Here is a 12817-nt window from a genome sequence, read left to right as displayed (position 1 = left end):
TTTAACTTAACTGTCCGGAGTTAAAATAAATCACCTATTTAAGGAGGAAATAATTATGAATAAGGCACTTGTACTGTTCATGTGCACATCAATTACAGCTTTTGCATTAAGCGGCTGCGGCAAAGGCACAGCATCTACGACTGAAGCTGAAGCAACAACGGTAGCGGCATCTGAGGCAGAGAAGGTGGAGGCCAATGTCAGCTCTGATGCTGCGGTAGCACCCGGCGAAGCTGCAGGCTTCACCGAGTATCCGATTTTTGAGGATGAGGAAGTCGGTTTTATCAATCTTTCTGCTGTTTATTTCCAGCCGGTACCTATGTCTAACGGCAATGGCAACATAGAAGACTTCGATCTCCATCTTGAGGCCGACATTTCAGCGCTCCAGAATGATCTGGGATTTGGTGTGGGTGACTGGGTTCCTTACCTGACTGTTGATTATAAGCTTACAGGCTCTGACGGAAAGGTTGCTGCAGAAGGAACGTTCATGGAGATGAGCGCATCTGACGGACCTCACTATGGGGCCAATATTGCACTTCCCAATGCAGATACATATTCTCTGGAGTTCACGATACACAGCCCTGAGGAGAACGGTTACCTGCTGCATACAGACGCTGAGACGGGCCCAGGCGGTTCTTTCGACAAGTATTTTGATGACGGCAATCTGACCTACACATTTGAGGGTTGGGATTATACTCCTCAGGAGTGGTAATCGTTCTTAAAAACACTGCGCTGTGCCGGGGGAGGTATTTCTGCGGCACAGCGTTTCTGTTCATAACAAGTTAAATCATTCATATTTAGGGCAGGTGTACAGAGTGCTAAAATATCTTGTGGAATCAACAGAACAGCTGGCAGCGCTGGCTATTATGGCAGGGATGCTTCTGGCATATATAAGAATCGCATATCAGGGCAGAGCGGCGTTTATCATGCGGATCGGTTTTATAGCAGGAATCGTCAGTGCCATAGTTATGTCTGTTACTAAAACAATGACCAGTAAGGTGGATACCGGTATATGGAATCTTTATATCTATACAGTGTCTCTGGCTGTGCTGGCACTGTTTTTTGTGTTTACTTTTTTAGGGAAAAGACTTAAAAAGCAGGCAGAGTACCTTCCGGCAGTCATGCTTGCGACAGAACTGGCCATGCTGTTTTTGTACTTTTTGCCGGCTTTTTTTGAAATGCCGCATACGATCCTCTTAACGGAGGAGACGGTCATGTCTACCGCTTTTATTGTAAAGTTCCTGGGTATGCTTTTAGGTTTTTTACTGATCATTATCATGGGAATATCCGTATACCAGGGGATGGTGTATATGGGGAAGAATACGGCGCTGGTTCTGACATCCTCAGTACTTCTTATAAATGCCTTAAAGCAGGTTGCCTCAGCCTTTGGAATACTTCTGGCAAAAAGGCTGATAGCATCTAACCACACGTTATTCGTGATATCGAAGTACGCCTCTAATTTAAGCGTCTGGTTCATATATATGACGATACTTGTTGCCGTAGTGGTGCCTGTGATACTGCTGATCAGAAGCTATTCAGCCAATGAACCTTATGAGAACAATGCTCAGCGCAGAAAGATTATAGCCAAATGGAGGAAACTAAGACGCTTCAGCGGTCTGGGTATCCTATGTTTTGCGTTCGTGATCTGTATTATGACGGCTGTTAATGCTTATGCAAACAAGGAAGTCGAGCTTTCACCCATAGAGGAGGCAAAGATTGACGGAGATAATTTCACAATACCATTTGACCAGGTAAATGACGGACATCTGCACCGCTTTGGTTATACCACTGATAATGATGTTGTCATCAGATTTATTATAATTCAAAAGCCGAATTCAGCCTCCTATGGCATAGGCCTGGACGCTTGCGAGATCTGCGGTGAGACAGGTTATTATGAAAAGAATGGGCAGGTGGTCTGCAACCTATGCGATGTTATCATGAATATCAATACCATAGGATTTAAAGGTGGCTGTAACCCGATTCCCATTGACTATAGAATTGAAAACGGCAATATTGTAGTTCCGGTAGAAAGGCTGCTGGAACATGAATCTGAGTTTAAGTAAGGGGGAGAATTGTATGTTCTTTAAAATGATTCGAGGTACACTTCTCCACCAGTGGAAGAAGATGCTTATGATCGCACTGACCATAGCTCTCGGTTCATCGCTGGCGACAGCGATGATAAGCGTGGTCATGGATGTGGGAGACAAGGTCAACCAGGAGCTTAAAACCTATGGTGCCAATATCACTGTGGTGCCGGAGCAGTCCTCTGTAGTGAGCAGCCTCTATGATGTCGATGGTGAGAAAAAGGGCGGTGCATATTTAAAAGAATCGGAGCTTGGCAATATAAAGACCATATTCTGGGCCTTTAATATAGTGGATTTCGCACCGTTTACTACCGTGCCGGCTGATCTGTCTGATGGGACTAAAGTGGAGGTGGTGGGAAGCTGGTTCGACCACCATTTAGATCTGCCAACGGGAGAACAGCTGGATGCCGGTATGAGCAGCTTGCGTTCCTGGTGGGATATACGTGAAGGACAGTGGATCGATGAAAAATCGGACATGGGCATCGATGTAGCTATGGCAGGCGCTTCATTAGCTGATAAAAAAGGTATAAAGGTGGGTGACCGTATAACGCTTAACGGCACTGCGGCATCAAAAGAACTCACCGTAGTGGGCATCTATGAGTCCGGAGGAGATGAGGACAGTCAGCTCTATGTGCCGCTTGGGGTGGTACAGGATCTGGCGGATCTGTCAGGCTGCATCGACAGCATAGAGGTCAGCGCACTGACTACACCGGATAATGAGCTGGCGAAAAAGGCAGCTAAAAATCCCTCGTCTCTGACTGTAGCACAGTATGAGGTCTGGTACTGTACAGCCTATGTCAGCTCCATATGCTATCAGATCCAGGAGGTCATCACGGATTCGGTAGCATCACCGGTCAGGCAGGTGGCTGATTCTGAAGGCGCAATACTCAATAAGACAGAACTTCTTATGCTGCTGATCATGGTGCTGAGCCTTATCGGATCGGCACTGGGTATCAGTAACCTGGTGACTGCCAGCGTGATGGAACGTTCAGGTGAGATAGGACTGATGAAGGCGATAGGAGCCTATAATCATTCCGTAACCATACTGGTGCTTACCGAAATTCTGATCGCATCTGTCATAGGAGGAATCGCAGGATTTTTCGCAGGCATAGGCTTTGCTCAGATAATCGGACAGAGCGTATTCGGCTCGGCTATCGCCATACGAACTGTAGTCATACCGATAGTAGGCGTTCTGGTTATTACCGTGACGCTTGCAGGAAGTGTTCCTGCTATTCGAATGCTGCTTGGCCTGCAGCCGGCAGAGGTACTGCATGGCAGATAAATACAGCAGCACGGAGGAAACTATATTATGAAGAAAAGAAGAATGCTGTTTCGTATGATCACCGCCTCACTTTTGAGGCGCAGATCCCGTATGCTGGTGGCACTGCTTGCAATAGCCATAGGAGCCACCATACTTTCGGGACTTGTGACAATATATGTAGATGTACCGCAGCAGATGGGCACGCAGTTTCGAAGCTACGGTGCAAATATGATTTTTATGCCGGCAGCAGATAGCTTTACTCTTGCAAAAATGCAGGAGAGCCTCGCAGTTATCCCTTCAGCAGAGCTGGTGGGGGCCGCTCCGTATCAGTACAACACCGTACGAATACATGAGCAGCCGATCATGGCAGCGGGGACTGAGATGGCTGACGTACAAAAAACCAGCCCATACTGGCTGGTAGATGGGACATATCCCGCTTATGCCCATGAAATACTGGTAGGGAAAAATGTTGCCCAAAGCCTTGAACTCAGTATTGGAGACAGTGTAAGTGTTAATTTCACACCGGAGGATAAGACCCAGATGGACAGCACCATCGACTTTACTATAACCGGAATACTGAATACAGGCGGCTCTGAAGAGGAATATGTCTATATCTCCATGGAGGATATATCAGAGCTTACAGGTAAGTCTGACAACGTGGATATAGCGGAGGTCAGCGTTTCTGCATCTTCGGCACAGCTGCAGAAGTATGTGGAGGAAATAAACGAAAGCAGCACCGCAATCAGTGCGAATCTGGTAAAAAGGGTCACGGCCTCGGAGACCACTGTGCTCTCGAAGCTGCAGGCACTGGTACTTTTAGTAACTGTCATCGTACTGGCGCTTACCATGATATGTGTCGCTACGACTATGACAGCGGTAGTTTCAGAAAGGCGAAGCGAAATAGGCCTTAAGAAGGCAATCGGAGCCACAGACAAAGGTATCATCACTGAATTCATGGGAGAAGGAGTGGTGCTCGGAGCACTTGGCGGCATATTGGGATCATTTGTCGGATTCGCATTTGCACAGTTCGTAAGTGTCAATGTCTTCAGCAGCTATATCTCGTTTCGGCCGCTACTCGTACCGATTACAATCATAGTCTCAATCGCCGTCACAAGCATTGCATGCCTGATTCCGATACGCAGCGCAACATCTGTTGACCCGGCATTGGTACTGAAGGGAGAATGATATATGAGTCTTTTAGAGTTTCAGAATGTATTTAAGATCTATGGTGACCTCCATGCTCTTGACGATGTGAATTTCTCGGTGGAGAAGGGCGAGTGGGTATCAATCATGGGCCCCTCAGGCTCAGGCAAAAGCACTATGATGAATATTATCGGCTGCATGGACAAGCCCTCTAAGGGGCATGTGCTGTTAGACGGAGTGGATGTAGCGAAAGAACCGGCCAAAAGGCTTACAGATATAAGGCGCGATAAGATCGGATTGATATTTCAGCAGTTCCATCTGGTCAACTATCTCACGGCGCTGGAAAATGTTATGCTGTCACAGTATTATCACAGTGTTCCGGATGAGAAAGAGGCCATGGAAGCTCTTGATCGTGTAGGTCTGGCAGAAAGAGCAAGACACCTGCCGAGTCAGCTTTCCGGGGGAGAGCAGCAGCGGGTATGCGTGGCAAGAGCACTGATCAATTATCCGGAAATCATCCTCGCAGATGAACCCACGGGTAATTTAGACGAGGCCAATGAAGAGATAGTCGTGGAGCTGTTTCGCAAGCTGCATGAGGAAGGCACGACACTGATCGTGGTCACCCATGACCCTGAGGTAGGAGATGTAGCGCAGAGGCAGATCGTGCTGCGAAGCGGCAGGATAGCCAGACAGACGGTGAATGAGAATTTTACCGGACATATCAGATTCACAGAGTGAGGCGGACTTTTATGAGTTTAAAAAATGGCATAGGTTTATTGATGATTATGAGCTGTATGGTTTGGCTGACTTCCTGCGGAGGAAATAAAGCAAGCTACAGCGACGGTACCTATGAAGGACAGAGCTCAGTGTATGATGAGGAGGATGGTACAAGCTATGGCAATGGTTACGGAGTGGTTGATATTACCATAAGCGGAGGAGTCATAACTGAATGCACTTTTGAGACCTATGAGCCGGACGGTACATTAAAAGCAGAAGATTATGGTATGGAGGGCGGTAAGATAAGCAACCGTGATTATTATAACATGGCACAGAAGGCTGTAGCTTCATGTGAAAAATATGCAGACCAGCTGGTAAAAGGCGGCAGTGTAAAGGAAGTAGATGCTATATCCGGAGCTACAGTTAACTATGATCTGTTCAGAGAGGCAGCTGAAGATGCCCTAAAGCAGGCCGGAAGTAAGTAGATAAGCGAGTATCGGAGACTTGGCATGTTCCGGTACGTGTGCTTTCTTAAGCAGCCCGGGAATGGCCATGAATGTTATGTCCTATACAATATGGGATACTTATGTGCCGGATTGACAGCAAATACTTATATTCCGGAGGAAGCATGATAGGATATAAACAGATTGCTGCAGCCGGAATTCTTTTGCTTATGGGAATCTCTGTAGCTGCGGCGACAGCAAAAAGGCAGGATACCTCAAAAAAGTATGTTCGCAGCGGAGTATATGATATTGTGCTTAAAGATGAGGGCAAAATTACAGATATCGTTCAAAAAAGCCTAAAGCAGCATGACAGACGTATCACACTGACCTTTTATACTGAGGGCGAATACATGGGCGATATCAGCCTGCTGGTTGAGGATCTGATGATGAACGCACTTGAAATCGATGACAAACCGACTGACGGGGATTACATACGCTATCAGTACGGTGGCTATACATTGTCTTACAGTCATATATGGCTAGGCACACAGTACCTCTATACCATAAGAATAGAACCCATATATTATACAACACCGGAACAGGAAACGAGGACAGACAGTGCGGTTAAGGAAATTCTGAAAAAGCTGGATATTGATCTGTTTGCATCGGATTATGAAAAGATACGGAAAATCCATGATTATCTGTACAGCACTGTGACGTATGACATCATTCATCAGAACAATGATAACTATCATCTGGATACCACGGCCTATGCGGCACTGATCAACCGTACTGCCAGATGCCAGGGCTACAGCGTGGCGGCGTACAGGCTGTTAAGGGAAGCGGGAATAGACTGCCGAATAGTAAAGGGAACTGTGGATCATGACGGAACCGCTCAGCTTCATGCATGGAATCTTGTGGAGCTGAACGGAGCATATTATAATTTGGACGTAACCTGGGATAAGCTGCTGGAAACGGATGATTATTTTTTGAAAAGTGATCATTCAATGCCGGATCATATTAGAGACAGTGAGTATGATGCGGAGAGCTTTAGGAGCAGGTATCCTGTGGCAGAAAATGACTATTAGAGAGGGAGAGGCGGACAAAAACTTCGATTGCCGGAGAGCGTTCAAAGGGCAATAAAGGATTATTTACAGGGTGAAAATGAACAGATACTCTATCTTGATTGCTTGTGGGACGAATTTCTTATTACCATACTAAGTAGCCAAGCACAGGAAGAAAGCCGCAATCTAAGTGAGAATACTCGTTGGGGTATTGTGAGAAATTTTGAACAATGACTGGTTCATTTCAACCATAAAAGTTTTATGGGATACACCAAGGGTGAGAACGGAAATTTTAATAAAAATGAGCTTCATCCAAGGGAGCGCCAGGTGCTGTGGTCATCAGAATTACAGCAGCAGGGAATTGTGAAGTTTGTGTCAAATTATGAAGAAAGTAATATTGAATTACATGTAAATTTATAGCCGATAGTAGATAACAAGGGACAGGGATAATAATCTGTGCCTTGTTTTCTATTGTGAGTTTTGCTTTGAACACACGGTGAGGAGGAAATCAACGGTAAGAACATTTGTTTGCGTTATCCATAATAATATGGTATATTATCTCTATCGGTAGCAATAAAAAAATTGTGATGAAGATGATGATCAATTGAGTTTGTTTACAACCGTCAAAGATTGAAAGGAATAGACCTTTAAGTGAGGCAGCTTAAATCAAAAAAAGGAGGCAGCGGGTATTTCTCGTAATTAAAATGCGTATGAACAAAAATGACAAGAAATATAAACCTGTAAAAATACCGGGACAAATTTCTTTTTTTGAAGAAAAGGAAAATCAATTAAAGCAGTTTTTGCAAAATGTCACTTCTGTTTCCCCTGAAGATGAGGCTTTTGCTGAGATTGAAATTGATGGAGGAACAAACCGCAATCAGACATTTTCTGCACCTCAGGCACAAGCAGTAAATCCTGTCGTTGATGAGAATCGTAAGATATTTAATGAAATGAGACAAATAGCAAGAGATATCCAGATTCCTTTTAAATTCAATTCTCATTTTTATGACAAACAAACACGGATTAATAATTCCAAAGTATTCTATAAACAAGCTGTTTTTATGAAGGATTACGAGGATGATTACAATGGTTATGTAGAGTTTTCAAACTACTTTCCTTATTACCAGCAAATGAGTTATGCACAGCTCAGAACATATTTCACATGGCGGACTGATATAAGGAAAGGTAATGTCACAAACGTTTCGTTATCATATGCTTTTGTTTATATTTACGAGCTGATTCACAATATCGGAGTGGTTGATTCTCAGGAAGGACTTGATAAGCTTATGTTTTTCTGGAGAGCTTTCAAGCGTTTTAACTCTTCGATTGATAAATATGTGATTAAATGGATAAAGGACTATCATATTTATTATGACCTCCCCAAGCCATTTAAGGAATTTGTCTGTGAAAATAATCTGCAAGAACATTATGCCAAAGTATTCCTGTACGAAACAGACATGAACGACAACTTTGATTTATTTTGCAATATTTCAAAGTATGATATCAGAAAATCAGTTTTTTTTACCGACGATACAAAAGGGCAGCTCAGAGATTGTTTTTGTACAGTAATCCATAAAATTAGAATTATTTTTAATAGAGCTGGTATCATTTTTGACGATTTGATTTTTTATCCGACAAATAAGATGTCTGTATGGACGCCTTTTAAGGATGCATTGTTTTATTCAGCGATTAAGATACCGGATAAGAAAGTTGTGTTTTCCGATAAAGAAATATATATATGTTCTAAAAACAATTGGTCTTTTAGCTCCACGCTGTCTATGAATAGCGGTCGGCAGCTCATTGGCTATATTATGAAACAAACAGAATCCGAGTTACGAAAAGTTACAAAATTCAAACACAAGCTGTCTGCTGATATTAATTCGGTTGACAGAGAGCTTATAAAAAAGCTTGAATCTGTGGGCCTTTCCCTTAAAAATATAATTCACGAAGCGGTGAATGAGTATTACAAAGAAGCGACAAAAATTGTTGTATCCGTGGATGAAACTTCTCTTCATAAAATAAGACTTGAAGCTGATAACACTCAGGAAAAACTAATCGTGCCAGATACCGAACCTATGATGTTTTTTGAATCAAGCACAGTAGAGACTAGTCCTGTTATATCGCAAACTGTTTTAGCCGATGTCTCTGCAGCAAGGCAGGACAATTGGACAAGTCTTTTTCATATACTCGGCGAAACAGAAGTGAATGCGCTTAAATTAATACTTCAAGGGGATACAAATCTGAAGCATTTTGCAGATGCCAACGGAGTTATGCTGGAAGTGCTGGCTGACAGTATTAATGAAAAGGCGATTGACACAATCGGTGATAACATTCTTGAACTTGACGATAGTCCGACTATATATGAAGAATATATAAATAAAATTAAGGAAATGGTGTAATATAATGGAAAATAAATTGCCGTTAAGGATAGCCAATATACTGATAAATGCATTAAAGGGCGGTGTCGTTCCCCGCATAGGACTTGAATACATCACCGTAGGGCGAACACAGGAAATTGCAGCAATTTTACATGATATTGAAATGATTGAGGATGGAAGTGCTTCTTTTCGATTTATTGTTGGTAAGTACGGCAGCGGTAAGAGCTTTTTACTTCAAACCATACGCAATTATGCTACAGCAAAAGGCTTTGCAGTGGTTGATGCCGACCTTTCACCTGAACGACGGTTTGCAGGAACAAAAGGGCAGGGACTTGCAACATACAAAGAACTGATCCAAAACCTTTCAACGAAATCAAAGCCGGATGGCGGTGCACTGCCGTTGATTTTGGAAAAATGGATATCAGGAATACAGGCGTCTATAAGAGCACAGTCCGAAGCAGAAGGCGAAGCGTTCAATCGATTAGTTGAAAAACAGATATATGCCGTAGCCGGTTCTCTTGAGGGTATGGTCAACGGTTTCGAGTTCGCCAAGGCAGTTGCTGCTTACTGGAGAGCCTACCAACAAGATGATGGCGCAATGAAATCAAATGTACTGAAGTGGTTTCGCGGTGAATATGCATCCCGCAAAGAAGCAAAGGCAGATTTGGATATCAATTTCATTGTTACGGATGAAACATGGTATGATTTTTTGAAAATATTTGCTGTTTTTTTAGTAAACGCCGGGTATAAAGGACTATTGGTTTTCATTGATGAACTTGTCAATATCTATAAGATTCCAAACTCCATCACAAGACAAAACAATTATGAAAAAATTCTGACTATGTATAACGACGTGTTACAGGGCAAAGCAAAGCATATTGGATTTTTAATCGGCGGTACACCTCAGTGCATTGAAGATAAATACAGAGGTTTGTTCAGTTATGAAGCCCTTCGGTCCCGCCTTGCAGAAGGACATTTTGCCACTGACGAGATGAAGGACTTAACCGCTCCCATAATCAGGCTGCAAATGCTTACGCAAGAAGAGGTGTATGTTCTCGTTGAAAAACTGCGGGACATTCATGCACAGCTATACAACTATACACCTACCATGAGTCATGAGGATTTACTGTACTTTCTGACAGTGGAATATAATCGTGTTGGTGCAGGCACACATATCACTCCGAGAGAAATCATCCGTGATTTCATTGAACTTGTCAATATTCTGTATCAGAACCCAAATAGAAGTGTGTCTGATATTTTAGGCAGCAACAGCTTTGAAATGGCCAAAGGTGGTCTGTCCGATGAAACCATACACAGTGATTTTTTAAATTTCGAGGTGTAAACTAAGATGGATGTATTTAACAGACTTGCTCCTTTCATACAGGATTTCATATATCAGAACAAATGGGAGGAATTACGTGGAATTCAGGTTGCCTCTTGCGAGGTCATTTGGGGCAGCGATGACAATTTACTGCTTTCCTCCGGCACAGCTTCTGGAAAAACAGAAGCGGCTTTTTTACCTGTGCTTACGGAACTGTATGAGAAACCTTCCCGTTCGGTAGGCGTAATGTATATTTCACCGCTGAAAGCTCTTATTAACGACCAGTTCAAACGCCTTGACCAGTTACTTGTTGATTCACATATTCCTGTCTGCAAATGGCACGGTGACGCATCACAAACCAAGAAAAATGAGTTAATCAAGCATCCGGAAGGGATTATCCAAATCACCCCGGAATCACTTGAAAGCCTTCTGACCAACAAGCGTGGCGCTTGCCTCCAAATGTTCTCTGATTTGCAGTTTATCATTATTGATGAAGTACATCAGTTTATGCGCGATGCACGCGGTATTCAGCTGTTGTGCATCTTAGAACGCCTTCAAAAGCTGACTGGCGTAAATCCAAGGCGTATCGGCCTTTCGGCAACGCTGGGTGATGTGTCTTTCGCTCAGAACTGGCTCAACACAGGAACCGGCCGTAACTGCGCTGCTCCCATAACGGAAGATGGAAAGAAGCGTATCAAACTTCATGTGGAACGATTTATTAACCTACACGATGAGCGTGATACCGCTGACAGCGACGCAAGCGATAACAAGGTTGTAACAGGCGGGAATATGGGTGATCGTGAGCATTACGAATATTTATTTAAAATGACGCTTGATAAAAAGACTATCATCTTTACAAACAGCCGGGAAGAAACCGAACTTGTTATGGCGAATCTTCGTGAAATTGCGTTACAAAAAAAAGCGCCTGATGTTTACCGGGTTCATCACGGAAATGTTTCTGCGCTGCTACGCGAAAACACAGAAGATGAGATGAAATCAAGTGATGAAAAAATTGTCACCGGTGCAACCGTTACATTGGAGTTAGGTATTGACATTGGTTCGCTGGATCAGGCGGTACAGGTCGGCGCCCCTCTTAGCGTTTCCAGCTTTGCACAGCGTCTTGGCAGATGTGGACGCCGAGGTCAGGTTCCGCAACTGCTATTCACTTTTGTTGAAGATATCCGAATTAATCCAGCTGATACACTGGGACCTATCAATTGGGAGTTTATCCGAACGATTGCTATTATTGAGCTGTATATAAAGGACCATTGGATAGAACCGATTTATCCCCATCATCATGCGTATAACCTTCTGTACCATCAAACGATGAGCCACTTAAAAAGCAGTGGTGAACTGTCCCCTGCAGCTCTTGCGCAGGCTATCCTTACTTTGGGCTGCTTTCGCCATATCTCCCAGGAGGATTATAAACAGTTATTGACTCATCTTATCAATATTGAGCAATTACAGCGAACAGAACATGGGGGCTTGATGATCGGCAGAGAAGGAGAAAAGATTGTAAATAGTCATCATTTTCTCACGGTTTTCCTTGCGCCGGAATATTTGCTTGTTAAAGATGAAAACCGCACAATCGGTACTGTTGATAAGATTTACCCCGTTGGTACCCGTTTTGCATTGGCGGGCATGACATGGGAAACAGTTGATGTCAATACAAAATCAAAGGTTATTTTTGTTAAAAAGGTACCAGGCATTTCTGTAGTTGACTGGGACGTGGATTTCGATGCAGAGCTGCATACTGTTTTAGTGAAAAAGGTCCGCGGCATTCTTCAGGGTGATATGTCATATCCGTACTTGAGTGAGAGGTGCCGTGAACGATTAACGGAAATACAATACATTGCTCGAAATAGCGGTATTTTAGAAAATCTGGTTACCCCTCTTTCCGATATAAAATACGCGGTATTCCCTTGGGTGGGGACACGACAGCTATTAACTCTTCACTACGCGTTGTTGAAAAGGAAAATAAGAAGTAAACATCCTTGGATTACTTGTGTCTATTTAGAGGTGAATTTTACTGGAACGAAAGAAGAATTGGAATATATTATTTCCGATATTATAAAATCTGATCTGGATTTATATGAGCTTCCTTTACCTGAGAAAGTGCAGATTGACGGTAAATATAACGAGTTTATTCCTTTTCACTTACTGCGCAAACAATTTATTGAGGACTATTTGGATTTTGAAGGGTTAAAAGAGGCATTTGAGTACAGGAGGGCTGTATTTATGGGGAACAATGTGGAAGCCCAAGAGAACTGAATGATATTTTCAAGGCCAACCACAGGAATTACCGCTACAGCAGGAATCGGAATAAAATTGTTTAGTTGATAATAAAAGAGAACATGAAAGAAGGGCCACATATTTGACGTATATCAAAAAAACATGATATAATATAAA

10 protein-coding genes are annotated in these 12817 nt (G+C 43.2%); all 10 read left to right on the top strand.

Going from position 1 to position 12817, the window contains the following annotated elements:
• Positions 1 to 55 precede the first annotated feature (55 nt).
• On the top strand, positions 56 to 709 hold the full coding sequence (locus K401_RS0126665; RefSeq protein WP_051153050.1) for an iron transporter: 654 nt from the start codon (positions 56 to 58) through the stop codon (positions 707 to 709).
• A 103-nt stretch (positions 710 to 812) separates the two neighbouring features.
• Complete coding sequence (locus tag K401_RS0126660) at positions 813 to 2060, top strand: Fe-S-containing protein (RefSeq protein WP_156945320.1); 1248 nt, start codon at positions 813 to 815, stop codon at positions 2058 to 2060.
• A 13-nt stretch (positions 2061 to 2073) separates the two neighbouring features.
• Complete coding sequence (locus K401_RS0126655; RefSeq protein ID WP_024295809.1) at positions 2074 to 3363, top strand: ABC transporter permease; 1290 nt, start codon at positions 2074 to 2076, stop codon at positions 3361 to 3363.
• Between the two features lie 27 nt (positions 3364 to 3390).
• A complete protein-coding gene (locus K401_RS0126650; RefSeq protein WP_024295808.1) occupies positions 3391 to 4527 on the top strand; it encodes an ABC transporter permease in 1137 nt (378 codons plus the stop codon).
• Between the two features lie 3 nt (positions 4528 to 4530).
• Positions 4531 to 5223: an ABC transporter ATP-binding protein gene (locus tag K401_RS0126645; RefSeq protein WP_024295807.1), complete on the top strand. Its 693-nt coding sequence runs from the start codon at positions 4531 to 4533 to the stop codon at positions 5221 to 5223.
• An 11-nt stretch (positions 5224 to 5234) separates the two neighbouring features.
• A complete protein-coding gene (locus K401_RS0126640; RefSeq protein ID WP_024295806.1) occupies positions 5235 to 5687 on the top strand; it encodes an FMN-binding protein in 453 nt (150 codons plus the stop codon).
• A gap of 143 nt (positions 5688 to 5830) precedes the next feature.
• Complete coding sequence (locus K401_RS32090) at positions 5831 to 6733, top strand: transglutaminase domain-containing protein (RefSeq protein WP_024295805.1); 903 nt, start codon at positions 5831 to 5833, stop codon at positions 6731 to 6733.
• Positions 6734 to 7419: 686 nt separating this feature from the next.
• Positions 7420 to 9108 carry a TerB N-terminal domain-containing protein gene (locus K401_RS0126620; protein WP_024346830.1) on the top strand — a complete coding sequence of 563 codons (1689 nt, stop codon included), beginning with the start codon at positions 7420 to 7422 and terminating at the stop codon, positions 9106 to 9108.
• 4 nt (positions 9109 to 9112) lie between these two features.
• Entirely contained in the window at positions 9113 to 10429 is a 1317-nt protein-coding gene (locus K401_RS0126615; protein ID WP_024295803.1) for an ATP-binding protein, read from the top strand.
• Between the two features lie 6 nt (positions 10430 to 10435).
• Complete coding sequence (locus K401_RS0126610; RefSeq protein ID WP_024295802.1) at positions 10436 to 12679, top strand: DEAD/DEAH box helicase; 2244 nt, start codon at positions 10436 to 10438, stop codon at positions 12677 to 12679.
• Positions 12680 to 12817: the final 138 nt, after the last annotated feature.

Source organism: Lacrimispora indolis DSM 755 (assembly GCF_000526995.1).
Taxonomy (GTDB): Bacteria; Bacillota; Clostridia; order Lachnospirales; family Lachnospiraceae; genus Lacrimispora; species Lacrimispora indolis.
Note: the sequence above shows the minus strand (reverse complement) of the source record. Positions and strands in the feature narration are given on the sequence as shown.